Genomic DNA, 24,536 nt, shown 5'->3' on the forward strand with positions numbered 1-24,536 from the left:
GGGCGTATTTTTCTTATTTTGAGGGGCGAAAATGAAAAAGAGCATCACAGCAGGTCTTATAACCTTTATTGCAGCGCTGGCCATCACAACCGTGATCGCAATTGTATATATTACAACTGCAGCAGGCAACAGAAGGGAAAGGGCTGAGTTTATTGCGGAATCTGTTGCAGACAGAATAGAAGCTGAGATCCAGAGGCGTGATTATATAACCCGAATGCTGGAGATTGAAGTTTCAAGCAGTAAGGACGGTATCACCCCTGAGAAGTTTGCTATTACCGCCGATGAAGTGTTCAACGACTACATGGATATAGTTGACATCACTTTGGCACCGGGTGGGATAGTCAGCTACAAGTATCCGCTGGACAACGGCATTGCGGAGAGGGAAGATCTCTTTTCCGACGGTGTTGACGGCATCTATGCGGATTACAGCAAGATGAGCGGACTTGGAATAATCATGGCGCCTGTAACATTATCCGACGGAAGCTACGGCATCATACTCAGAAGACCTATCTATATGGGCGAAGTATCAGAAGAAAACTTCTGGGGATTTGCTTCAGTTAAACTCAATCTCTCAAGCTTTTTGTCCGATGTAAATATAAGAGCCCTGGTTGACGGAGGCTACGAATACAAGCTCCTCGGTGATAACCCTATCACCGGTGAGAACCGTATGATCATGGAGTATTCAGAAAAAGAGCTGGCATCTCCCGTATCGTCAATGATAAATACGGTAGGTGGCAGTTACTGGACACTTCTTATTTCTCCGACCAGCAGCTGGATGAATCTCTATGAGATAATAGGTGCTCTGGCAATCGCAGTTGTTATCAGTGTCCTTGCGGCTCTGGCAGCAGCAGCTTACGTTTCGATGAAGGCATATTCCAAGGAACTTGAAGTTCTCTCTTACAGAGATGCTCTGACTAACATCAACAACAACAGAAGTTATCAGGAGCACATGGAAGAGCTCAGCAAAAAGAAGCTTCCATACGGCCTTATATTTATGGACCTCAATGACTTTAAACAGGTCAATGATACCTATGGTCATGAAGCCGGAGATACGCTCCTTAACATCGTTGCCAAGAGGCTTCAGAACAGTATAAGAGAGAAGGATAAGGCTTTCCGTATCGGCGGTGATGAGTTCGTTGTAGTTATCCATGGAACTCATGACAAGCAGTTCTATGAGGGCGTTATAGAAAGAATGCGTCATAATGTGGCAAGGGATGTAACCCTTAACAACGGTATCATCCTTAAGGTGTCCATTAGTGCCGGATTTGCACGTTGTCCTGAGGACGGAGCCAAGTTCGAGGACGTTGTAAAGAAGGCGGATGACGCAATGTACCACAACAAGAGAGCCTTCAAGGCTCAGAGAAACGGTGGCAGCAGAGCGGGGAATGCGCCATCGGGAAGATAATTAAGCGGAGAAAGGTAAAATGGCGGGAGGAAATTTTGACACAATCAACAGAATCTTTGACACCTTTGCGGTAACTTCAAGAAGCCGCTATGTCTATGTATATGACATGGAAAAGAATGTGTCCAGGTGGTCAGCAAATGCTGTTGATTATTTCGGTTTAACCGGGGAGTATGTATACAATGCAAGTTCGGTATGGGAGATCCGTATCCATCCCGACGATATAGACAAGTACAAGGAGTACATTAATGCCGCTTTTTCCGGACAGAAAGTTGATCCCAACTTTGAGTACAGAGCCAGGAACAAGAACGGCGAATATGTAATTTGCTCTGCAAGGGGCGTTGTGATAAAAGACTATGTCGGAAGACCTGTCTTTTACGCATGCTCTATCATAAATAAAGGTATCGTTGATAACAGCGATCCGATAACTCTTTTGCCAAATCAGTATGAGATGCTCAACTACATGAGGCAGCTTAAGGCTCAGATGAAAGAGTACTCAATCCTCATGATCAATTACATTGACTTTGGTGGCATCAACAGAAGATATGGCTATACCATGGGTAATACCATTTTAAGAGCAACAGCCCAAAGGCTGGTTGACGAGGGCAAGAACCTCGGAAGGGCCTTCAGGGGCGATGGAACTACCCTTGCTTTCATTTCGGATTCCATGAACATAGAAGAGATCAAGAAATTCTACGGGCGCATGAGAATCTACGCCAGAGAATCTCTTATGGTGGATGAAAAGAAAGTAGGAGCAGAGCTTGCAGGTGGCGTTATCGTCTCGACAGATCATAACGTAGATGAGCATTCAATCTACACCAGCGCCAAGTACGCTCTTGATTATTCCAAGACCCAGAAGCACGGAAATCTCATTATTTTCCACAACGATGCACTGGATAACAATAAGAGCAGTATTGAGCTTGTAGACGCAGTCAGAAACAGCGTTTTAAATAACTTTGAAGGGTTCCACCTTGAGTATCAGCCAAGAGTATCCTCTGTGGGCGGTAAACTTGTAGGAATGGAAGTCTTTGTAAGATGGAGCAAGGAACCATATGGAGAGGTGCTTCCTTCTGAATTTGTGCCCTGGCTTGAACAGGATCCGGTGTTCTATTCGCTGGGTAATTGGATTTTAGAGAAGGCACTCACGGATGCCCTTGAGATCAGAAAGAACAACAAGGATTTCTATGTAAGTGTAAACCTTGCATTCATGCAGCTTGAGAGATCCGAGTTCAGAACAACTCTCCTTGATATCCTTAGAAAGACAGGTTACCCTGCAACAGGTATCTGCCTTGAGATGAGCCAGTCCAGCAGCAGACAGCTCTCCATGGAGCACTTAAAGAGTCAGATCGAGTTCATGAAGTCCTGTGGCATCAAGATTGGAGTTGATTGTTCGAGCTTCTCGGCTCTTGATATGGTTAAGAGTCTTCCGGTTGATATCGTGAACCTCTCGCCGGCTCTTACAGGAGTGGTTGCAGATAACCTCACCGTCAAATACATGATCGAATCCATCACCTCTTTTACCCACAGACTGGGTATTAGAACGTGCTTTTCCGGCATAGAGGATCAGGCGACAGATGCAATTGCAAGGCAGTATCCTGTATCTGAGCTTATGGGTTACTACTATGGTAGACCTTGCAGAATAGAAGATTTTAAGAAACTTGAGCTGCTTGGACAGTAAGTAAGTCCTGCAGCCGGAGGAATAGATGAGCAGGTTGTTTCGTTTCGTACAAGATAATGATGTGCTTAAGTCTTTTGAGGAGTTCAAGAATTCCGTACTCCTTGAAAGGCCTGTTGTTATTGCGCGCAACGGGGACTATACGCTCTTCCTTCGCAGAGTATCCGATGATGAACTGGAACTTACAACCGAGAATACCAAGAAGAGCCAGGTTACTGCCAGCAGGACCTATGTAGTCTCTGATACGACAAAAGAGCTTGTGGCAAGAGGCACAAGACATGCCTGCCAGAAGATGTCGGAACTTTCTGATGATGATGTAAACAGAAAGAGGCTTCAGATCTGGAAATGGTACATCATGGACTGGCAGCTGGAATATAAATCCAATACAAAAGAGCTTGTTGAAAAAGAGCTTCACTGGCAGGAGGATGTAAATGATAACAGGCAGGAAATCCTGGATATGGAGTCCTTCCTCCACGGGGATTACCTAAACCTTGGAAATACTCTTTCTCTCATAGACAAATATCTGGCTGATGATGAGAAACACAAGGAGGAATTTCGAAAGTTTGCCATCGAAGATATCATGGAGATGACAAGTGAAGATACCAGGGACAGGTCTCTTGCCGAAGCGGAGCAAAAGAGGCAGGAGGACGGTGTTAAGAAACACACCTACAGATTCACCGTCAGCGTGGAAGCAAGCGACAAAGAACACGCAAGAGCAGCACTGCTGCGGTATCTGGCGGGAGACGACAGGATCAAGGTGCAGAAATAATAAAAAAAGTCTAAACCACTTTATAAACTTTTAATGGTTTAACGTAAAAAAGTGTGGCTTATTCTCTATCTTTTAGGGGGTATAAGAGATATAATGTACCCATTAAATGAAATTTTATTGTGAAAAGTTAAGGGTTGAGGGGCCTTTTTATTTCACCGGTCATTTCATTTAAAATCATATTTCTTATGAGATGGAGGAATTGAATATGAGACGTTCCGCAAAGAGCAGACACAAAGTTAGCCAGAGCAGCATCGCAATCATGGCAGACGCAATCAAGGCAAAGGAGCAGAACCTTTCATACGGCAAGTTCAAGGCGCTAGACCTTCTTGGAGCCGGAAGTATGGTGGATGAAGACGAGACATCAGAGTATGCAGTACACAGCTCAACACTGGTTCGCAAAACTGTACACGCTGAGGAAAAGAAAGCAGTTGCTTACGTTAAGGTAAGAGCAGTATAAACCTTAAGAGCACAACTGAATACAGAATAAAAAATGGGAAGGACCTTTAAAAGGTACCTTCCCTTATTTTTGCTTATTTACTTGGAGAGCTTGCTCTCTCTGTAGATGATATCTGTTCTTGCAGGGCCGTTACTTACCATTGTGATAGGATAGCCGATGTGATCTTCGATGAACTCGATGTACTTTCTGCAGTTCTCAGGGAGATCTTCGTAGTTCTTGATTCCTCTGATGTCGCATTTCCATCCGGGAAGAGTTTCAAACACGGGCTTTGCCTTGTCAAGGAGGTGAGTTACAGGGAACTCTGTTGTAACCTCTCCGTCAATGTCGTAGCCAACGCATACAGGAATCTCATCAAGGTATCCTAAAACGTCAAGTACTGTGAAGGCAACATCTGTTGTGCCCTGAAGTCTGCAGCCGTACTTACTTGCTACGCAGTCATACCAGCCAACTCTTCTGGGACGTCCGGTTGTTGCGCCGTACTCGCCGCCGTCACCACCGCGTCTTCTGAGTTCTTCAGCTTCATCACCAAAGAGCTCTGATACGAAAGCACCTGCTCCTACAGCTGATGAATAAGCCTTGGATACAGTAACGATCTGCTTGATCTCGTAAGGTGGAATACCTGCACCAATCGCACCATATGCTGCAAGAGGTGAAGAACTTGTAACCATAGGATAGATTCCGTGGTCGGGATCCTTCATGGTTCCGAGCTGACCCTCAAGGAGAATTGTCTTTCCTTCCTTGATTGCCTCATCAAGATAAAGAGATACATTTCCAACATACTCTTTAACCTGATCTCTCCATTCAACGATCTGATTAAAGAGAGCTTCCTGATCGATAGGATCTGAGTGATAGAGATTAACAAGAAGAACATCCTTGATCTCTGCGATCCTTGCGATCTTCTCTTTGATAACATCATCATCCTGGAAGAACTCGTTTATCTGCCAGCCGATCTTAGCAAACTTATCTGAATAGAAGGGAGCGATACCTGACTTGGTTGAGCCAAAGCTCTTACCTGCAAGTCTTGCCTCCTCAAGTGTATCGAAGAGTACGTGATAGGGCATCATGACCTGTACTCTGTCAGAGATCATGATCTGTGGCATCGGAACGCCCTTTGATGTGATCTCATTAAGCTCTTTCATGAACTTTGTGATATCAAAGGCAACACCGTTACCGATGATATTCATAATGTGCTGGTGGAAAACGCCTGAGGGCATTGTGTGAAGTGCAAATTTGCCATAGTCGTTTACAATTGTGTGTCCAGCATTGGCACCGCCTTGGAAACGGATAACTACGTCCGCCTTGTCCGCGAGGGTATCTGTGATCTTACCTTTTCCCTCGTCTCCCCAGTTGGCACCTACAACAGCTTTTACCATAATAGAAAGCCTCCTCATTACTTATATAGAAACTATGTTTCAAACCACATATAAATATATCCTATTAACGCGAAGAAGTAAAACGAAAGTTGCAAAAGTGACTGAAATGTTTATGTTTTTTCTTTATTTTATAAATATTTATACAATATTAAGATTCATTTGACGTAATATCGTTTAAAATATAAAGTACAGATTGTTGACAATTTCTTTTCCCCGATATATCAGGAGGACCCTTATGGCAAAGACAGGTGCTAAGTCAAGTGAGTTTGGCGGCGAAGGTTTCAAAAGACTTTCTGTCGCAGATAAGTTCAAAAAAGTATTCAACAATTTCCGAAACAATTTAATAGTTATCTTTGTGGTAATTTTTATAATTGACCTTGTGGCCGTTAGCAATCTCGGAAATATATACAAGGTTTATTATGAGCAGAACAGTCAGCAGGGCGAAATAAGGATCACGATCCAGGCTCTTGCCAAGTACTATCTCTGGGCTATGAACGCTGTTGATGCTGCGGACAGAGACGAGCAGCTTGCAGGTGCTCAGGAGAAGATCGATGAAATGAATGATGGTCTTGATACACTTGCAAAAGTGTATAAGGGAGATCTTTCTACAGCCCGTGCTCATGTTGCAGACATTGATAGCGCAGATGAGAAGTTAAAAGAGCTGATGAACTCCGGAGCTCCCAGGGAAGAGATTTATGCATACTATGTTGGCACCGTAAATGAAGCCATCAAAGTAGTTGTAAAGGATTTTAAAGAGATAGGACTCTCAGCCAAGGCTGAAGCCAAGAAAGCATATATGCTATCCCTTGTAATGGTCAGCGTAATGACACTCATTGCACTTGGAATTGTTATCTATGCTCTTATGTATTCAAGGAATGCAAGAGGAGCTCTTACCAAGGGCATCCTTGGACCTATAAGTGCCATCACAGCCGCAGCTGATGATATGGCTAAGGGTAAACTGGAGGTCAATATCCAGACAGACTCAGAGGATGAGCTCGGCAAGCTGGCAGGTGATCTTCAGGAATCCACAACGGTTATCGAGAGTATTGTAAAAGACATTGATGAAACCCTGAGGAGAATGTCCGGAGGTGATTTCTCCACCGGCTCACAGAACGAAGAACTGTACATCGGAGACTACGAAGCAATAAAAAATGCCTTCGCTGATATTTCAGAGAATCTCTCAAGCACACTTCTTGAGGTTAAGAATTCTTCAAGCCAGGTATCCCAGGGAGCAAGCAACATGTCCCAGGGTGCATCGGACCTTGCAGAGGGTGCCACAGATCAGGCAGCTGCAGTAGAAGAACTTACAGCTTCAGTAAATTCAATTACAGAACAGACCAAGCAGCTTGCTGAAGTTGCCGAAAAGAGTAAGAGCATGGCAACGGAAGTAATGGATAATGCAGACATGAGTGCCCGTAAGATGCATCTTGTAACGGATGCCATGACCAGGATCACAGAAGCTTCTGCAGAGATCGAGCAGGTAACCAATTCCATCGAAGCAATTGCCAAGCAGACATCACTCCTTGCCCTCAATGCTTCCATCGAGGCAGCAAGAGCGGGTGAGACAGGAAAAGGCTTTGCGGTTGTTGCGGATCAGATCGGAAAGCTTGCTGATCAGAGTAGTGAAGCAGCTAAGAATACACATCAGCTCATCGCTGATACCATGGATGAGATCAGTAACGGAAATTCAGTAGTGGCTGAGACCACAGAGGCTCTTGATGCAATGAGAAACAGTGTCGAGGAGATCACTCAGATGATCGTAGAGACCGGAGATCTTGCAGAGCAGCAGGCTCAGAGCATGGACGAGATCGACAGAGGAATCGAGATGATATCCAATGTAGTTCAGAGCAATTCTGCTACAGCAGAGGAGTCCAGTGCAGTATCCTTAGAGCTTTCTGAGCAGTCAGAGTCACTGAATAATCTGATCGGACAATTCACAATAAACGGCTGATAAGATCAGCCTTTATAAGACACTAAAAGGCCCTTTGCGTATGGCCCTGCTCCTGCGCGAGGGGTTTTGTCTTATCATTGTTTACCTCCGAGTGTATAATTAAGCTTGGAGGAGACAATGATATGAATATAAGACGAGCAGAAAATAAAGATATAAAAAGAATCCTTGAGCTATTGGGGCAGGTACTTGAGATTCATGCAAACATCAGACCTGACATATTCGTTTCGGGTACGACCAAGTACAGCGAAAATGATCTGAAAGAAATGATGCTTGATGACGAGAAAACTATTTTCGTGGCAACAGATGAGAGAGATACGGTTCTGGGCTATGCGTTTTGTCAGCTGAAGAACCCCGCTTTTACCAGCACCATGGTTCCACATAAATCTCTTTTCATAGACGATCTGTGCGTTGATGAAAACGCCCGCGGACAGCATATTGGGGAAAAGATATTTGAATATGTCAAAGACGAGGCCAAAAGGCTTGGCTGCTATGAAGTCACCCTAAATGTATGGAAAGGCAATGAGTCTGCAGAACATTTCTATGAAAAGATGGGAATGACCACGAAAGAAAGAATGATGGAGATTATTCTTGATGAGAGAAAGATTTAAAGACTATCTTAAAAAGCAGATTGAATCCTACCAGGGAATAGCATTTCCCATAAAGGCAAGCCCTTTGGAGCGCTTTTTTACGACCAAGGCAGACGTGATGAAGCTTCATCCCAATCCCGATGATGAGTTCACAAAACCTGAGGTAGGACCCAGCGATCGTATCATTTCGGAGTATGAGCAGTTCTTTAGAAGAAATGTTGATCTTTATAAGGAAGAACCTCTTATTATCGAGAAGATGCATCCCGACGGATATATGCTTATAAACGGCCATCACAGATGGGCTGCCTACTACACTGTGGGCAGGAGGAGAGCACCGGTTAAGCTGGTAAACCTTACTCATGATGCCGATATCAAGGAAATGCTTAATGGCGCAGTCCATGACAAGATAGTTTCTTTTGACCTGGACGAAGTTGTATTTACGACAGGGTACGATGGCAAACTTGAGAAAAAGCTGATGTTTCCTTTTAATCGTTTCTTTAAGGAAGACATAAGGCTTGGTATTCCGGCTCTTTTCCATTATCTGTCCAAGTATGGCTATGATATTTGGGTATTTACTGCCAAGTACTATTCCATGGACTACATCCGTAATTACTTTAAGCGCTACCATGTGAAGGTCAACGGTATTGTGACCGGTACTGAGAGGCAGAAATCCATCAGCTCGATGAGTAAGACCGATCTTGATAAGATGATCGCCGAGAAGTACAAATATACCATGCACATCGACAATGATTCTGTTGTCAGGATCAATACAGTCACAAAGGAATTCGAAGATTTTGAGATAGACAAAGAAAAGGGGAACTGGGCCGATCAGGTCATGAAGATCGTCGGAGGATTCGATGAAAAAAAGCAGGAATAATGAAGAAAAGATGAGGGTATCCTTTGATCTTGATGAAGTTCTTTTTGTGTACCCCAAGACCCATAAGACTGAGCCGGAGCTTAAGTTTCCGTTCAATAAATACTACAAGGAAAGACTGCGCCTGGGAACGCCGGAGCTTATCAATACCCTGCAGGAGCTTGGGTATGAAGTGTGGGTATACACATCATCTTTTCGAAGTGAGAAATATATCAAGGGGCTCTTTAAGCACTATGGTGTCAAATTTGATGGTATAATCAACGGAAACAGGCATCTTAGGGAAGTGCAGAAAAACAGCTCGCAGCTTCTTCCGCAGAAAGTACCCAGCAGATACAGGATATCCCTTCACATCGATGATGAAGCCATCATCTGCACGCAGGGCAGAACATTTGGGTATGAAGCCTATCAGCTGGATGGCCCTGATGATGACTGGAAGGAAAAGATAATAAAATTTGCCGGAGAGGTAAGACACAGAAAAGAGCTCCGGGAGGGGATAAACGATGAAGACCAGGTGGACGGTAACTAAAAAGAGTGTACTCAGTATCAGTATATTTGCGCTGATACTCAGTGCTCTTATGTGCCTCAGCGGATCTTATATATTTAATCGCGCAATACAAAAAGAGTATAACGACAAGGGATATGTTATAGCGAATATAATTCTGGATGAGATAGATCACGATAAGATAGCCGAATATACCACTACCTGGAGAGGTGATGACTATTATAAAGAAATGTCGTCTTACCTAAGAGGTATGCAGCAGCACACGGGCGCAGCTTATATTTACATTATGGTTCCCTATGAAGATGGAACCATGCGCTATATCTACGATCCTGACACCTTTATGGGGGATACGGATCCCATAGCTGCTTCCTTTGATGAGATATGGACAGCTTATAAAGAGGGAGTAAGGCCCCAGAGTTATCTTGTCAGAAAGTCCAAGAAATACGGATATTTAACTTCCAGCTGTATGCCGGTTAAGGACAGCAGCGGAAATGTGGTGGCTCTTTTATTTGTTGACACATACATGGAAGTTATTCTTTCAACACTATACAGCTATATCTTTTACATGATAATAATAGCTCTGATACTTCTGGCTTTGTATGTTGTCTTTAGCTATATTGCTCTGAAACAGAATCTGATAGGGCCTCTGCTCACCATAAAGAATAACGTCAGCAGCTTTGCCAGGAACAATGCGCAGCCCGACGATACTCTGGATACCATTAAGACCAGGGATGAGATGCAGGATCTTGCCGAAGAGATCAGCAGCATGGAAAAAGATATTGTGAATTATATTGACAGTATCAAGACCATCACAGCTGAGAAGGAGAGGATCAGCGCAGAGCTGGACGTTGCAGCCAAGATCCAGTCGGATATGCTGCCAAGTGATTTTCCTCCTTTCCCGGACAGAAAAGAGTTTGATATCTATGCGACCATGGACCCTGCCAAGATAGTAGGTGGAGACTTCTACGATTTCTTTTTCCTGGATGATGACCATCTTGCTATAGTAATGGCAGATGTATCAGGTAAGGGAATTCCGGCAGCTCTTTTCATGGTAAATGCCAAGACCAGTATCAAGAACAGGACCCTGAACGGAGGCAAGCTCTCTCCATCACAGGTGCTCTATGATGTCAACAATCAGCTGTGCGAGGGCAATGATGCAGAGTTGTTTGTAACAGTATGGCTGGGAATTCTGGAGATCTCGACAGGAAAAGTTGTGGAAGCAAATGCAGGTCACGAGCACCCGGCTGTAAGAAAGGCCGGAGGAGAGTTCGAACTTGTAAAATACAAGCATTCACCTGCGGTTGCTACGCTTCCGGGCCTTAAGTTCAGAGAAAACGAGTTTACCTTAGACCCCGGAGACAGCCTCTTTATTTACACAGATGGTGTCACTGAAGCTACCAATTCCGAGGATAAGCTCTTTAAAACTGACGGACTTCTTAGGGTTCTCAACAGTGAACCCGATGCGGATGCAAGGCGCATGTGCGAGATCGTTGCCAAAGGAATCGATGAATTTGTGGGCGATGCTCCGCAGTTTGATGACATCACAATGCTTGGTTTTAAATATCTTGGCAATAAATAATTTATAGTGTATTATATTCCCTGGCATTAACGGTTTTAATATTTATGCGAGGAATATGTACTATATGAATGAGAAAAAGGAAACAAAAACATATAAGAGGGTGCTTGCCTGGGTTGGAATCGTTCTGCTCGTAGGCATGTACCTTCTTCTTTTATATGAAGCACTTACAGGTTCACCGGATACCTACAATGTATTTATTGGCTGCGTTGCAGCGACCATCGCTGTGCCGATACTTCTGTGGCTCCTTATCTGGGCTATCGGAGTATTTACCGGAAGACATACCGTGGCCTCTCTCGATGCCATGACCAGCAACAAGAAGCATGACAAGTACGGAAATGTAGTGCCGGATAGTGAGATCGATACTGTTGTATTTGATATAGGAAACGTGCTCACAACCTTTGCTTGGGATAAGTTCCTTGAGAACAAGGGATATGATAAAGAGATGGTCGAGAGAATGGGCAAGGCATCTGTAAACAGTGATGACTGGGTTCAGTTTGATATAGGAAACCTTACTACGCAGGAGATTGCCCAGAGATTTGCGGACAATGATCCTGAGATAGGTGATGAGCTTAAGAGTGCTTTTTCGGATATCAAAGATATCGTTATAAAGAGAGAAGAGACTATACCATGGATAAAGGCACTTAAGGCAGCAGGCTACAGGGTACTGGTTTTATCCAATTTCAGCAAGCAGGCTCTTGAGGGCTGCAAGGATGCCATGGCTTTCCTTGATTATGTTGACGGAGGAATCCTTAGCTACAGAGATCATGTGGTTAAGCCCGACCAGGCTATATATAAGCTCCTTATGGAGAGATATGATCTTGTTCCTGAGAAAACAGTGTTTATCGATGATACGCCGGCCAATATTAAGACTGCAAGAGAGCTTGGATGGCACGGTATTGACTATAAGACTTATGACCAGGTGGTGGAAGAACTCCATGGCCTTGGTGTCAGATATTGATTTAGATTAAGGAGTTTATGAATGACCAACTGTAATTCATGCGGAGTACCTCTTTCAGATGAGGACGCTTTTTGCCCTAACTGCGGAGCAGCTACGGGTAAGCCCAGGATACAGGCACCCAAGACTGTGATGGACATGGAGCCTGCTCCTGTATTTTTTCAGCCTGAAACTGTTCAGCAACCTGTTGTTCAGCAGCCTATAGTGCAGCAGCCAATGGTTCAGCAGCCAATGGTTCAGCCTGTAGCGCAGCCTGTTCTTACACAGGAATCAATGGATGAGTGGCAGCGCCAGGCGGCCATGAAGACAAGGAACCAGAACAGAGGATATGTCACAGCTATCAAGGTCATGCTTATAATTGCATGCATAGCAGGTGCAACAGCTTACCTGATACCTCTTTTATGGATGGTACCCATGACCGTTGTTGCATGGAAAAAGCTTGACAGAGCAGAGCCTCTTGGGCTTGCATTTAAGATTTTTACCTGTATTTTTGTAAGTAAGCTCGCCGGATTTTTCATGTTCATGCTAAAGGATGACTATCCGGGTTACGTATAATATTCGGGGAAAATCATCTGTACTTTTTTTGTGGTAATTGATATAATGATTTCTGACGGATTTAGTTGGAAAAATGGCGCAAAGCCAGAAGGGGAGCGGTGTTCAATGGGTTTCGAAAATGACGGAAGTGTCAATGAGAACAGCGTAGAGGATATAGTTTTAAGATATCGCCCGGAGCTTGATAAGATAGTTCCGTATCTGAATTGGCTTAAGGACAATGCAAGCAATGAAGTGGCTCAGAGCTATAACAACTCTGAACTTAAGTCCATGCCATTTCCGATATATGATTCTTCACTGCTTTCATTTGTAAAGGCGGCGCAGAATACAAACCTTATGGATCGCAACTATGTCTATGTATATTCAAGACATCGCTTAAATTCGGCCAAGGATGAGCTTTCATTCATTCAGGATGCGCAGATCACTGATATCGATGATCTTGCAGGTATCCTGTCCAAGTACATCCTTACCGGTATGACCAAGGGTACCGTTTGGGCAGAGGGAGTCCGTAACGGTGTTCTGTACAATGTGGTCAAGAAAATGGACGAGCTCGTGAAGTTTTGGGCTGTGAAAACTTGCTGAGGTTTTTGGAGGAGAGATGGGAGAGAAGTCAGTCCAGAAGAAAAAGTACATTCTTGAGAAGGCCAGAACGGTCTTTTCCGAAAAAGGTTTCAAGAATGTAACTATGAAGGATATTGTAGACGCCTGTGAAATCAGTCGTGGGGGTCTTTATCTCTATTTCTCCAGCACAGAAGAAATATTCCTTGCAGTTCTTGCAGACGATTCCTCAGAGGATGATGAAGAGGCAGTGGCCCTCGCACTTTCCGGTGATGCATCCGCCGGCGATATGCTCGCTCTTTTCCTCAAGGAACAGAAAAAAGAAATCCTTAGAAAAAAGAATAATCTCACTGTTGCCACTTATGAGTTTTTCTCTCTTCATAAGGCACAGTCTAAAGATAATCCGCTGAAGAACCAGTTCGATACAGCGGTGCGTATTGTTGAAAAGCTCATAGAAAATGGCGTTGATAGCGGCGAATTCTATTGCGAGAACCCTGTTGGCTGTGCTCGCAATCTTATGTACGTGGTGGAAGGCCTCAAGATCGCCTCCAAGACCATCGGCGTTACAGAAGAAGCCATTGACAGAGAGCTGATGTATGTATTAGAGGGGTTAGTGCCCGATGAATTAAATAATTAATTTGGTTTAAAAAGTGCTTAGATGATTCTAAAGCACTTTTTTAATAAATAAGTAGTCAGGAAAGAGGAGATTTTATGAGCGCAGTAAGACGAATTTATGTGGAAAAGAAAGCCCCCTTCGCCGGAAAGGCCAAGGAACTGAAGTCTGAGATCAAAGGCTACCTGGGAATACGAAGTGTAGAACAGGTAAGGATCTTTATCAGATATGATGTTGAGAACATATCTGATGAAGTCTTTGAAAAGGCCTGCAGAACCGTATTTTCAGAGCCCCCTGTAGACATCCTTTACAGAGAGGAGATCGAGATCCCGGATAATGCCAAAGTGTTCAGCATTGAGGCACTTCCCGGACAGTTCGACCAGAGAGCTGATTCCGCAGAGCAGTGCGTGCGCTTTATTAAGGGCGACGAGAAGCCTGTTATAAAGACAGCTGTAACCTACATGCTGATCGGCAATGTATCTGATGAAGAGCTTAAGAAGATCCAGGATTACACCATGAACCCTGTTGATTCAAGGATCGCAGCAGATACTAAGCCCGAGACTCTTGTTGAGAATTATGACGAGCCCGAGGATGTAAAGATCCTTGACGGCTTTAAGGATATGCCGGAAAAAGAGCTTGAGGAACTCTATAAGTCTCTCGGCCTTGCCATGACCTTCAACGACTTTAAGTGGATACAGCAGTATTTCGTATCTGACGAGCACAGGGATCCTACAATGACAGAGATCAGGGTTCTTGATACATACTGGTCAGACCACTGCCGTCACACCACTTTCGGAACAGAGCTTGTTGATGTGGAGTTCGGCGATGGATTCTACAAAGAGCCGATCGAAGGCGCTTACAAAGACTACCTTGCAGCAAGAGATGAGCTCTATAAATCAGATGACAAGAAGAAAGAGAAATTCATTTCCCTTATGGATATTGCGCTCATGGGAATGAAGAAATTAAAGGCAGACGGAAAGCTCACAGATATGGAAGTATCTGAGGAGAACAACGCCTGCACAGTTGTTGTACCTGTTGAAGTTGACTACGGACAGGGACCAAAGACAGAGAACTGGCTTGTATTCTTTAAGAATGAGACACACAACCATCCTACAGAGATCGAGCCTTTCGGTGGCGCTGCCACATGTCTTGGCGGTGCTATAAGAGATCCTCTCTCAGGAAGAGGTTATGTATATCAGGCTATGCGTGTAACAGGTGCTGCAGATCCTACAGTTCCCGTTGCTGAGACCATGAAGGGCAAGCTCTCACAGAAGAAGCTCGTAAGAGGCGCTGCATCCGGCTACTCATCCTACGGTAACCAGATCGGTCTTGCAACCGGCTATGTTAAGGAAGTTTACCATCCCGGCTATGTTGCAAAGCGTATGGAGATCGGTGCTGTAATGGGCGCTGCTCCTCAGGAGCACGTTATCAGAGAGAGCGCAGATCCCGGTGATATCATCATCCTCCTTGGCGGACGCACAGGAAGAGACGGCTGCGGCGGAGCAACAGGTTCTTCCAAGGCTCATGATTCTAAATCACTTACCAGCTGCGGAGCTGAGGTTCAAAAGGGTAACGCTCCTACAGAGAGAAAGCTTCAGAGGCTCTTCAGACGCCCTGAAGTAAGTGAGCTTATCAAGAAATGTAACGACTTTGGTGCCGGCGGAGTTTCAGTTGCCATTGGTGAGCTGGCTCCGGGTCTTGATATCAACCTTGACCTTGTACCCAAGAAGTATGCAGGTCTTGACGGAACAGAGCTTGCTATCTCAGAGTCACAGGAGAGAATGGCAGTAGTTGTTGCCAAGAAAGATACAGAACAGTTCCTTGCATATGCTGCAGAGGAGAACCTCGAGGCAGTAGAAGTTGCGGTTGTTACCAAGGAGCCAAGACTTGTTCTTAACTGGAGAGGCAAGAAGATCGTAGATATAAAGAGAGAGTTCCTTGATACAAATGGAGCTCACCAGGAGACCAAGGTCAAGGTAGAGATTCCTTCCAAGGAAGATAACTACTTTGAGACTATAGCAAGTGAGGGTGCCAAGGCTGCCCTTGCGGAAGGCGATGTTAAAAAGGCATGGCTCTCTGAGATGAAGGACCTCAATGTATGCTCACAGAAAGGTCTTGTTGAGATGTTCGACTCCTCCATCGGAGCCGGCTCAGTTCTTATGCCTTACGGTGGTAAGTACCAGCTCACAGAGACACAGACCATGATCGCTAAACTCCCTGTTCTTGCAGGTAAGACAGATACAGTAACCATGATGAGCTACGGCTTTGATCCATATCTTTCAAGCTGGAGCCCATACCACGGCGCAGCCTTTGCTGTAACAGAGTCCGTGGCAAGGATCGTTGCAAGCGGCGGTGACTACAGAAACCTTCACTTCACATTCCAGGAGTACTTCAAGAGAATGACAGAGGATCCCACAAGATGGAGCCAGCCTTTCACAGCACTTCTTGGTGCATTTGAGGCTCAGCTGAAGTTCGGCATCGCATCCATAGGTGGTAAGGACTCAATGTCAGGTTCCTTTAACGAGATAAACGTTCCGCCCACCTTGGTTTCTTTTGCAGTAGACGTTGCAAGCCTTAAGGATGTCATCACACCTGAACTTAAAAAGAGCGGCAATAAGCTTGTTCAGTTCGTTCTTCCTAAGGACAGCTTCGATCTTCCTGATTACGACAAGGTTTGTGCACTCTTTGGTCAGGTAAAAGAGCTTATGGCAGCCGGCAAGATCGTTTCAGCTTACGCAGAGGATGCCTACGGTATCGCAGCAGCAGTAAGTAAGATGGCCTTCGGTAACGGTCTTGGAGTTAAGATTTCAGATAATATTTCTGCAAAAGAGCTTTTTGCCAACGATATGGGTAACATTATTGCCGAAGTTCCTGCAGAGTTTGCAGCTGATGCCCTTGCAGTAAGCGGAGCAAGAGAGATTGGTGAAGTAACAGATAACGCTAAGTTTGAGGCATGCGGAGCTGTTATCGAGCTCTCAGAAGCTCTTTCAAACTGGAAAGAGAAGCTTGAGAAGGTATTCCCTTCTACAGTTTCAGAGGATAAGAGCGAGGTTAAGTCAGACCTCTTTAAGGCAGATAGCATCTATGTTTGCAAGAATAAGGTAGCTAAGCCTACAGTATTTATCCCTGTATTCCCTGGAAGCAACTGCGAGTACGATTCTGCAGAGGCCTTCAGAAGAGCAGGAGCTGAGACAAACGTTAAGATCTTCAGAAACAGGGATGCACAGGACATCAGAGAGTCTGTTGCAGAGTTTAAGAATGCAATAAACAATGCTCAGATCATCATGTTCCCCGGCGGATTCTCAGCAGGTGATGAGCCTGACGGAAGTGCCAAGTTCTTTGCAACAGCCTTCCAGAACGAGGAGATCAAGGCAGCAGTCGAGGACCTTCTTGATAACAGAGACGGACTTGCACTTGGTATCTGTAACGGATTCCAGGCTATGATCAAGCTTGGTCTTGTACCTTACGGACATGTAACAGGACAGACTGAGAATTCACCTACACTTACATTCAACACCATCGGAAGACACATCTCCAAGATGGCATACATAAAGGTTGTTTCCAACAATTCACCATGGCTCTCAGGAGCAGAGCTCGGCGGAGTTTACACAAACCCTGCTTCTCACGGTGAAGGAAGATTTGTTGCACCTGATGATGTCCTTAAGGATCTCTTTGCTAAGGGACAGATCGCAACACAGTACTGCGACCTCGACGGCAACGTAACAATGGACGACGAGTGGAACATCAACGGATCTTATATGGCTGTTGAAGGTATCCTTTCACCCGACGGCCGCTGCCTCGGCAAGATGGCTCATTCCGAACGCCGCGGCGATGGAGTAGCCATTAACATCTTCGGCGAGCAGGATCTGAAGATATTCGAATCAGGCGTAAGGTATTTCAAATAATACGCAACGGCCGGGCCCACATAATTTATATGTGAGTCTCGGCATGCCGGGCACTGCACTGAGCCCAGGGCATCAATCGCTGCGTGCATAGGCACTTACGATTGATTGGTCTCAGCTCCGTGGCATGAAATCGCCTCACATATAAATTATGTGGGCCCGGCATCTGCTTACGTATTGGAAGTATTAAGTGTCTGATTCATAAGTCAGATGTTTGCTCAGAATGAAGTATATAGATGGCTTCATTTGTGCTTGTAATGAGTTAGTTTGTTTATTTTTGGAGGTTTTAATGAAAGCTTTTTTGATCTTAGAGGATGGGACAGTCTTCGAGGGAAAACATATTGGAGCTGATAAGGATGTTGTCAGTGAGATTGTGTTTAATACTTCGATGACCGGTTATACGGAAGTGTTTACTGACCCGTCATATGCCGGACAGGCGGTTTGCATGACTTATCCGCTGATCGGTAATTATGGTGTATGTCTGGAGGACATGGAGTCCGAGAAGATTTGGCCGGATGCAGTTATTGTAAGGGAAATGGCCAGGGTTCCTTCCAACTTCAGATGTGATATGAGCCTGCAGGAGTTTTTGGAGAAGTATGAGACTCCCGGTATTGAGGGGATTGATACCAGAAAGCTGGTAAGGATCCTCAGGGAAAAGGGTACCATGAACGGGTACATCACAACCAATGAGAATGTGACCTACGACAGCATCAAGGACAAGCTCCATGCATATACAACAGGAGACGTGGTATCCAAGGTTTCCTGCAAGGAAAAGGTAAGACTCACAGCACCTAATCCAAGAGGCGAGAAGATCCCGAAGATTGCCAAGGAAGAGAACGGCAAGGGACTTAAGGTTGCCCTTCTTGATGTTGGCGCCAAGAGGAATATTTCAGATGCGCTTCTTGCAAGAGGGTGCGAGGTTACAATCTATCCTTACAACACCACAGCAGAGGAGATCCTCGCTGATAAGCCCGATGGAATCATGCTTTCAAACGGCCCCGGAGATCCCAAGGAGTGCACCGGAGTCATTGAAGAGATCAAAAAGCTTTACAATTCAGATGTTCCGATCTTTGCCATCTGCCTTGGACATCAGCTCATGGCGCTGGCAACAGGAAGCGATACCTACAAGCTGCACTATGGCCACAGAGGCGGCAACCATCCGGTAAAAGACCTCTCAACAGGCCGTGTTTATATCTCATCACAGAACCACGGCTACGTAGTGGATACGGACAAACTGGATAAAACAGTGGCAGAGCCAGCCTTTATGAATGTCAACGACGGCACCAATGAGGGTCTTAAATATGTGGGCAAGAACATCTTCACGGTTCAGTTCCATCCGGAAGCATGCCCCGGACCTCAGGATACCGGTTATTTGTTCGACAGATTCATCGGAATGATGCGCGCTTAAGCTTTAGTAGGAAGGATATTTTAGTTATGCCAAAGAATAAAGACGTTAAGAAGGTCCTTGTAATCGGTTCGGGACCCATTGTAATAGGACAGGCTGCGGAGTTTGACTACGCCGGAACACAGGCCTGCAGATCCTTAAAGGAAGAGGGAGTTGAGGTTGTCCTTGTAAATTCAAACCCCGCTACCATCATGACAGATAAGGACATTGCGGATGAGGTTTACATTGAGCCTCTCACCGTCAAGGTTCTTGAACAGATCATTGAAAAAGAAAAGCCGGATTCAATCCTGCCTACTCTCGGAGGCCAAGCAGGACTTAACCTTGGTATGGAGCTGGACGAGTCAGGTTTCTTAAAGAGTCATAATGTAAAGCTCCTTGGAACCACAGCCGAGACCATCAGAAAGGCTGAGGACAGACAGGAATTTAAGGATACCATGGAGAAGATCGGAGAGCCCTGCGCAGCTTCTACCGTTGTTCACAACGTTGAGGACGGTGTTGCTTTTGCTAGAGAGATTGGATACCCGGTAGTTCTTCGTCCCGCCTTCACACTTGGCGGATCAGGCGGTGGTATTGCCCACAACCAGGCAGAGTGTGAAGAGATTCTTAAGAACGGATTAAGGCTTTCAAGAGCCAATGAAGTTCTTGTTGAGCGCTGTATCGCAGGCTGGAAGGAGATCGAGTATGAGGTAATGCGTGACGGAGCAGGAAACTGCATCACCGTCTGCAACATGGAAAACATCGACCCTGTCGGCGTCCATACCGGTGATTCAATTGTTGTGGCACCTTCACAGACCCTTACCGACAAGGAATATCAGATGCTCAGAAGCTCTGCTCTTAATATCATCAATGAGCTGGGAATAACAGGAGGCTGTAACGTACAGTTCGCCCTTCATCCCACAAGCTTTGAGTACTGCGTAATCGAGGTTAACCCTCGTGTAAGCCGTTCATCGGCCCTTGCAAGTAAGGCAACAGGTTATCCTATCGCCAAGGTTGCAGCCAAGATCGCCCTTGGATATACCCTGGACGAGATCAAGAACGCAATCACAGGAAAGACCTATGCAAGCTTTGAGCCTGCCCTTGACTACTGCGTAGTTAAGTTCCCGCGTCTTCCTTTTGATAAATTCATTACCGCCAAGAGAACCCTTACAACACAAATGAAGGCCACCGGCGAAGTAATGAGTATATGCACCAACTTTGAGGGTGCAATGATGAAGGCAATCCGCTCTCTTGAGCAGCATGTTGACTGCCTTACAAGCTATGACTTCTCAGATCTTGATGATGATGATCTTAAGAAGCGCCTTACTGTAGTTGACGATCAGAGAATATGGGTTATCGCAGAGGCTCTTCGCCGCGGATTCAGCCATGAGGTGATACATGAGATAACCATGATCGACCTCTGGTTTATTGATAAGCTCCACACCCTTGTTAAGATGGAACTCAGGCTCCTTCGTGCAGGTGAGAGAAATACAGCAGGAAAGACCGGCACTCTCGAAGATGCCAAGAAGGCAATAAGCTATGACCTTCTCCTTGAGGCAAAGCGCCTTGAGTATCCTGACAGCGTAATTTCCCGCTTCACAAGATTTGATGTTTCCGTGTTAAAAGAGCTGAGGGACTTCTATAACATTATGGCTTCCTACAAGCTTGTTGATACCTGTGCAGCAGAGTTTGCTGCTCAGACGCCTTACTACTACTCGGTTTACAACGGCCCTGATTCAGAGGATGAAGCTCTTTTAAAGACCTCTGACAAAAAGAAAATTCTGGTTCTGGGTTCAGGCCCTATCAGGATCGGTCAGGGTATCGAGTTCGACTATTGCTCAGTACATGCAACCTGGGCGTTTAAGAAGGCAGGTTATGAGACCATAATCATCAACAACAACCCTGAGACAGTAAGTACAGACTTTGATATAGCAGACAAGCTCTACTTTGAACCCCTTACACCTGAGGATGTTGAGAATATCGTAAGACTTGAAAAGCCCGACGGAGCAGTAGTTCAGTTTGGTGGTCAGACTGCGATAAAGCTCACTCAGGACCTCATGAAGATGGGTGTTAAGATCTACGGAACCGATGCAGCAGATGTTGATGCAGCTGAAGACAGAGAGATCTTTGACCGCATCCTTGAGGAGACCCAGATAAAGCGTGCTGAAGGAGCTACCGTTTACACAGCAGAAGAGGCCAAAGAGGTTGCAAACCGTCTGGGCTATCCTGTACTGGTGCGTCCTTCCTACGTCCTTGGTGGACAGGGTATGCAGATTGCTCTTTCAGATCAGGAGATCGAGGAGTTCATGGGCATCATCAACAGATATGCTCAGGACCATCCTATACTTGTAGATAAGTACCTTCAGGGTGTTGAGACAGAAGTTGATGCCGTATGCGACGGCGAAGACATTGTAATTCCGGGTATCATGGAGCATATCGAGCGAAGCGGAATCCACTCCGGCGACTCAATCTCTGTATATCCTGCACAGTCTCTTTCACAGAAGGTAAAAGACACTATTGCGGAATACACAAGAAGACTTGCAAAGGCACTTCATGTAATAGGCCTTATCAACATTCAGTTCATCGCAGTAGGAGATGAGGTATATATCATCGAGGCTAACCCGAGATCATCACGTACCGTTCCTTACATCAGTAAGGTCACTGGTATTCCGATCGTTGATCTTGCAACTCAGGTCATGCTTGGTAAGAAACTAAAAGACCTTGGCTATGAGCCGGGACTTCAGAAGGAAGCAGACCACATCGCCATCAAGATGCCTGTATTCTCCTTTGAAAAGATCAGAGGAGCTGAGATCAGCCTTGGACCTGAGATGAAGAGTACCGGTGAGTGCCTTGGAATTAGTAAGAGCTTCAACGAGGCTCTCTATAAGGCATTCCTTGGAGCCGGAGTAAACCTTCCTAAGCACAAACAGATGATCATCACCGTCAAGGATGCTGACAAGGGTGAAGTCATTGAGATCGCAAGGCGCTATGAGAAGCTGGGTTACATCATTTATGCAACGAGATCCACAGCCCAGACCCTCAACGAAAACGGCGTCAAGGCGAGAAAGATAAATCGTATCAGCCAGGAATCTCCTACAGTCATCGACCTTATCCTGGGACACAAGATCGACCTTGTAATCGACACTCCTACCCAGGGAAGAGACAAGACAAGAGACGGCTTCATGATCAGAAGAACAGCCATTGAGACAGGTGTTAATGTTATCACTGCCCTTGATACTGCAAGAGCCCTGGTTACAAGCCTTGAGTGCGCAGTGGGTGAAGAAGGTCTTGAACTGGTTGATATAAGTAAGATATGATTTAATAGACTTATAAAAATCTGATTGGAGATACAAATCTTTATGCCTAGAGTTATTTATGAGAATGCTCTAAGTAGTGAATCGGATATAAAGGATTTAGTACTTGAAGGGGACGCCGATATTTCTTTTTCCAAAGACGCAATGTGCATCAGCTCTTTGGGAGAAGCAGTACTTTGGTATACCAAGCCCCTTCCTGCGGACGTGAGAATAGATTTTGAGTTCAAGCCTCTTTCGGATGCCGGAAGAGCACAGCTTCACTTTGCTGCCAAGAATGCAGGGGACAGGATCTCGGAGTTTTTGCTCTCTTACTACAACAGAGAGTCGGAGAGGGAGAGGTCTTTTCACACCTGTGCACTGTACAAGAACGGATACGAAAACCTGGTTTATAGAGGTGCAGACCCCATGGCAGGCGCCGGAGAGGATGAGTGGTATCATCTCTCTACAGTAAAGCGCGGAAAAGACGTGTTCTACGGAATAGACAATCTTGAACTCTTACATTATCACGACGACGGAATTACTCTCGGTGACATCCTGACAGGAGGCAACATGGGCCTTGGCCAGCTTCCGGGGACAGTTGCTCTATACAAAAACTTAAAGGTGAGCTGGATATGAAGATACTTGTGATCAACGGACCAAACCTCAATTTCCTGGGGATCAGGGAAAAGGCAGTCTACGGTAATCAGGACTACAATTACCTGTGCAACATGATAAAAGACAAGGCAGCAGCCGACGGAGATGAGGTGGAGTGCTATCAGTCAAACCATGAGGGAGCCATTATCGACAGGCTTCAGGAGGCTTACAGCGATGGCACAGTAGGGATTGTCATAAATCCCGGAGCATATACCCATTACAGTTATGCTATCCATGATGCACTTAAGAGCCTTGAAGATATCATCAAGGTTGAGATCCACATCTCGGATATCCAGTCCAGGGAGGAGTTTCGTAAGGTTTCCGTAACAGCTCCTGCCTGCGATAAACAGATTTACGGACATGGCCTTAACGGCTATCTTGAGGCTATGGACTACATACACGAAGCGCTAAAATAAACCACCAAAGGACTACTTACATGGCAAAGACAGTTAAGATGGCAGATATAGCCAAAAAAGTTGGAGTGAGTGTTGTCACAGTATCCAAAGCCCTCACAGGACAGAAGGGTGTCAGTGAGAGTACCCGTCAGCAGATCTTAAGGCTTGCGGATGAGATGGGATACGTTCAGCCCTCCGCTGCTATCCGCAGTGAAACAAAGGGCCATAACATAGGTATCATCATTCACGACAAGTACTTTAGTAAATACAATTCATTCTATCTGCAGATGTATCAGATGCTCACAAGCCGGCTTGGTGCTCAGGGAGATTTCACTATCTTAGAGCTTATAACCCATGACATGGAAAAAGAGCTGACGGCTCCGAATCTTCTTAAGGAAAACAAGATAGATGCTCTTGTGATGCAGGGTGAGTTTTCAAGGCAGTACTGCGAGTTCATAAAGAGCGTAGCAGGAGATATTCCTTTGGTGTATCTGGATTTCTGCGACGAATCCAGAGATGAAGTGTCTGTTATATCAGACAGCTTCTATGGCTCCTACTATATGACCAATTATCTGTTTGACAAAGGGCACAGAGATATAGCCTTTGTCGGATCTCTTTTGCAGACAACATCCATCACCGACAGATATCTGGGATATGTAAAGTCCATGATGGAGCATGGAATTCAGGTAAGACCTGACTGGCAGATTGAGGACAGAGATAAGAATACGGGAATCATCTTTGAACCGGATAAGCTCCCGCTTCCGCTGGAACTTCCGACAGCTTTTGTATGTAACTGCGATCTTACAGCAGGAGTACTTATTAAAAGGCTGGAGAAAGAGGGGTACAAGGTCCCCGATGATTTCTCGGTTGTAGGATATGATAACTTTATCTTCCCGGGAGTCTGCGACGTGGAGATAACCACTTATGAAGTAGATATGCCTGTTATGGTGCAGAAGGCAGTTTCCTATCTGACATCTCTTTTAAAGGGAGAGGAAGTGAAAATGGGAACGCACATTATAACGGGACATCTTATAGAAAAAGACAGTGTAAAAGCTCTTAGCTGA

At 45.3% G+C, this 24,536-nt stretch carries 20 protein-coding genes; 19 read left to right on the forward strand and 1 reads right to left on the reverse strand.

The genetic code is table 11. From position 1 onward, the window contains the following. Nucleotides 1–31 precede the first annotated feature (31 nt). From G632_RS0111915 to G632_RS0111930, 4 genes are all read left to right on the forward strand, one after another. Nucleotides 32–1,405 (forward strand): sensor domain-containing diguanylate cyclase, encoded by a 1,374-nt coding sequence (locus G632_RS0111915; RefSeq protein ID WP_022769459.1) that lies wholly within the window; start codon nucleotides 32–34, stop codon nucleotides 1,403–1,405. Nucleotides 1,406–1,424: 19 nt separating this feature from the next. Beyond that, nucleotides 1,425–3,080 (forward strand): sensor domain-containing phosphodiesterase, encoded by a 1,656-nt coding sequence (locus G632_RS0111920; protein ID WP_022769461.1) that lies wholly within the window; start codon nucleotides 1,425–1,427, stop codon nucleotides 3,078–3,080. 25 nt (nucleotides 3,081–3,105) lie between these two features. Beyond that, on the forward strand, nucleotides 3,106–3,846 hold the full coding sequence (locus G632_RS0111925) for a hypothetical protein (RefSeq protein WP_022769462.1): 741 nt from the start codon (nucleotides 3,106–3,108) through the stop codon (nucleotides 3,844–3,846). Between the two features lie 205 nt (nucleotides 3,847–4,051). Next, nucleotides 4,052–4,303, forward strand: coding sequence for a hypothetical protein (locus G632_RS0111930; RefSeq protein ID WP_022769464.1), 252 nt, complete (start codon nucleotides 4,052–4,054; stop codon nucleotides 4,301–4,303). 77 nt (nucleotides 4,304–4,380) lie between these two features. On the opposite strand, the gene G632_RS0111935 is transcribed toward G632_RS0111930, so the two are convergent. Next, nucleotides 4,381–5,676: an adenylosuccinate synthase gene (locus tag G632_RS0111935; protein ID WP_022769465.1), complete on the reverse strand. Its 1,296-nt coding sequence runs from the start codon at nucleotides 5,674–5,676 to the stop codon at nucleotides 4,381–4,383. A gap of 235 nt (nucleotides 5,677–5,911) precedes the next feature. On the opposite strand from G632_RS0111935, the gene G632_RS19910 reads away from it, so the two are divergent. From G632_RS19910 to G632_RS0112010, 15 genes are all read left to right on the forward strand, one after another. Beyond that, nucleotides 5,912–7,627 carry a methyl-accepting chemotaxis protein gene (locus G632_RS19910; RefSeq protein ID WP_022769466.1) on the forward strand — a complete coding sequence of 572 codons (1,716 nt, stop codon included), beginning with the start codon at nucleotides 5,912–5,914 and terminating at the stop codon, nucleotides 7,625–7,627. A gap of 122 nt (nucleotides 7,628–7,749) precedes the next feature. Next, on the forward strand, nucleotides 7,750–8,235 hold the full coding sequence (locus tag G632_RS0111945) for a GNAT family N-acetyltransferase (RefSeq protein WP_022769468.1): 486 nt from the start codon (nucleotides 7,750–7,752) through the stop codon (nucleotides 8,233–8,235). After that, nucleotides 8,219–9,091, forward strand: coding sequence for a ParB/RepB/Spo0J family partition protein (locus G632_RS19915; protein ID WP_022769469.1), 873 nt, complete (start codon nucleotides 8,219–8,221; stop codon nucleotides 9,089–9,091). Before G632_RS0111945 ends, G632_RS19915 begins: the two co-directional genes overlap by 17 nt. Then, the gene (locus tag G632_RS19920) at nucleotides 9,072–9,614 is read left to right on the forward strand and encodes an HAD family hydrolase (RefSeq protein ID WP_022769471.1); all 543 of its coding nucleotides are present in this window, start codon (nucleotides 9,072–9,074) and stop codon (nucleotides 9,612–9,614) included. The genes G632_RS19915 and G632_RS19920 overlap by 20 nt, the downstream gene beginning before the upstream one ends. Then, nucleotides 9,589–11,169, forward strand: coding sequence for a PP2C family protein-serine/threonine phosphatase (locus G632_RS21310; RefSeq protein ID WP_022769472.1), 1,581 nt, complete (start codon nucleotides 9,589–9,591; stop codon nucleotides 11,167–11,169). The genes G632_RS19920 and G632_RS21310 overlap by 26 nt, the downstream gene beginning before the upstream one ends. 64 nt (nucleotides 11,170–11,233) lie before the next feature. Continuing rightward, nucleotides 11,234–12,127 (forward strand): HAD family hydrolase, encoded by an 894-nt coding sequence (locus G632_RS0111965; protein WP_022769474.1) that lies wholly within the window; start codon nucleotides 11,234–11,236, stop codon nucleotides 12,125–12,127. A gap of 21 nt (nucleotides 12,128–12,148) precedes the next feature. Continuing rightward, entirely contained in the window at nucleotides 12,149–12,679 is a 531-nt protein-coding gene (locus G632_RS0111970) for a zinc ribbon domain-containing protein (RefSeq protein WP_022769475.1), read from the forward strand. 105 nt (nucleotides 12,680–12,784) lie between these two features. Then, the gene (locus tag G632_RS0111975) at nucleotides 12,785–13,258 is read left to right on the forward strand and encodes a hypothetical protein (protein ID WP_022769476.1); all 474 of its coding nucleotides are present in this window, start codon (nucleotides 12,785–12,787) and stop codon (nucleotides 13,256–13,258) included. Between the two features lie 16 nt (nucleotides 13,259–13,274). Next, nucleotides 13,275–13,871, forward strand: a complete 597-nt coding sequence (locus G632_RS0111980) for a TetR/AcrR family transcriptional regulator (RefSeq protein WP_022769478.1) — start codon at nucleotides 13,275–13,277, stop codon at nucleotides 13,869–13,871. A 74-nt stretch (nucleotides 13,872–13,945) separates the two neighbouring features. Then, nucleotides 13,946–17,752 (forward strand): phosphoribosylformylglycinamidine synthase, encoded by a 3,807-nt coding sequence (locus tag G632_RS0111985; protein ID WP_022769479.1) that lies wholly within the window; start codon nucleotides 13,946–13,948, stop codon nucleotides 17,750–17,752. 286 nt (nucleotides 17,753–18,038) lie between these two features. Then, the gene (locus tag G632_RS0111990) at nucleotides 18,039–19,157 is read left to right on the forward strand and encodes a carbamoyl phosphate synthase small subunit (protein WP_022769481.1); all 1,119 of its coding nucleotides are present in this window, start codon (nucleotides 18,039–18,041) and stop codon (nucleotides 19,155–19,157) included. Nucleotides 19,158–19,183: 26 nt separating this feature from the next. Further along, a complete protein-coding gene (carB, locus tag G632_RS0111995; protein WP_022769482.1) occupies nucleotides 19,184–22,447 on the forward strand; it encodes a carbamoyl-phosphate synthase large subunit in 3,264 nt (1,087 codons plus the stop codon). Nucleotides 22,448–22,489: 42 nt separating this feature from the next. Further along, the gene (locus G632_RS0112000) at nucleotides 22,490–23,059 is read left to right on the forward strand and encodes a DUF1961 family protein (protein WP_022769484.1); all 570 of its coding nucleotides are present in this window, start codon (nucleotides 22,490–22,492) and stop codon (nucleotides 23,057–23,059) included. Further along, nucleotides 23,056–23,493 carry a type II 3-dehydroquinate dehydratase gene (locus tag G632_RS0112005; RefSeq protein WP_022769485.1) on the forward strand — a complete coding sequence of 146 codons (438 nt, stop codon included), beginning with the start codon at nucleotides 23,056–23,058 and terminating at the stop codon, nucleotides 23,491–23,493. The genes G632_RS0112000 and G632_RS0112005 overlap by 4 nt, the downstream gene beginning before the upstream one ends. Before the next feature lie 20 nt (nucleotides 23,494–23,513). Then, nucleotides 23,514–24,536, forward strand: coding sequence for a LacI family DNA-binding transcriptional regulator (locus tag G632_RS0112010; protein WP_022769486.1), 1,023 nt, complete (start codon nucleotides 23,514–23,516; stop codon nucleotides 24,534–24,536).

The organism is Butyrivibrio sp. NC2007, from assembly GCF_000421405.1.
GTDB lineage: Bacteria > Bacillota > Clostridia > Lachnospirales > Lachnospiraceae > Butyrivibrio.

Bases quoted from the DNA above. Each gene is read 5' to 3' on its own strand.
- G632_RS0111930 (WP_022769464.1), top strand. From the start codon at position 4,052: ATGAGACGTTCCGCAAAGAGCAGACACAAAGTTAGCCAGAGCAGCATC.
- G632_RS0112005 (WP_022769485.1), top strand. From the start codon at position 23,056: ATGAAGATACTTGTGATCAACGGACCAAACCTCAATTTCCTGGGGATC.
- G632_RS0111915 (WP_022769459.1), top strand. From the start codon at position 32: ATGAAAAAGAGCATCACAGCAGGTCTTATAACCTTTATTGCAGCGCTG.
- G632_RS0111985 (WP_022769479.1), top strand. From the start codon at position 13,946: ATGAGCGCAGTAAGACGAATTTATGTGGAAAAGAAAGCCCCCTTCGCC.
- G632_RS0111965 (WP_022769474.1), top strand. From the start codon at position 11,234: ATGAATGAGAAAAAGGAAACAAAAACATATAAGAGGGTGCTTGCCTGG.
- carB (WP_022769482.1), top strand. From the start codon at position 19,184: ATGCCAAAGAATAAAGACGTTAAGAAGGTCCTTGTAATCGGTTCGGGA.
- G632_RS0111970 (WP_022769475.1), top strand. From the start codon at position 12,149: ATGACCAACTGTAATTCATGCGGAGTACCTCTTTCAGATGAGGACGCT.
- G632_RS0111975 (WP_022769476.1), top strand. From the start codon at position 12,785: ATGGGTTTCGAAAATGACGGAAGTGTCAATGAGAACAGCGTAGAGGAT.
- G632_RS0111935 (WP_022769465.1), bottom strand. From the start codon at position 5,676: ATGGTAAAAGCTGTTGTAGGTGCCAACTGGGGAGACGAGGGAAAAGGT.
- G632_RS19920 (WP_022769471.1), top strand. From the start codon at position 9,072: ATGAAAAAAAGCAGGAATAATGAAGAAAAGATGAGGGTATCCTTTGAT.
- G632_RS21310 (WP_022769472.1), top strand. From the start codon at position 9,589: ATGAAGACCAGGTGGACGGTAACTAAAAAGAGTGTACTCAGTATCAGT.
- G632_RS19915 (WP_022769469.1), top strand. From the start codon at position 8,219: ATGAGAGAAAGATTTAAAGACTATCTTAAAAAGCAGATTGAATCCTAC.
- G632_RS0111945 (WP_022769468.1), top strand. From the start codon at position 7,750: ATGAATATAAGACGAGCAGAAAATAAAGATATAAAAAGAATCCTTGAG.
- G632_RS0111980 (WP_022769478.1), top strand. From the start codon at position 13,275: ATGGGAGAGAAGTCAGTCCAGAAGAAAAAGTACATTCTTGAGAAGGCC.
- G632_RS0111920 (WP_022769461.1), top strand. From the start codon at position 1,425: ATGGCGGGAGGAAATTTTGACACAATCAACAGAATCTTTGACACCTTT.
- G632_RS19910 (WP_022769466.1), top strand. From the start codon at position 5,912: ATGGCAAAGACAGGTGCTAAGTCAAGTGAGTTTGGCGGCGAAGGTTTC.
- G632_RS0111990 (WP_022769481.1), top strand. From the start codon at position 18,039: ATGAAAGCTTTTTTGATCTTAGAGGATGGGACAGTCTTCGAGGGAAAA.
- G632_RS0111925 (WP_022769462.1), top strand. From the start codon at position 3,106: ATGAGCAGGTTGTTTCGTTTCGTACAAGATAATGATGTGCTTAAGTCT.
- G632_RS0112010 (WP_022769486.1), top strand. From the start codon at position 23,514: ATGGCAAAGACAGTTAAGATGGCAGATATAGCCAAAAAAGTTGGAGTG.
- G632_RS0112000 (WP_022769484.1), top strand. From the start codon at position 22,490: ATGCCTAGAGTTATTTATGAGAATGCTCTAAGTAGTGAATCGGATATA.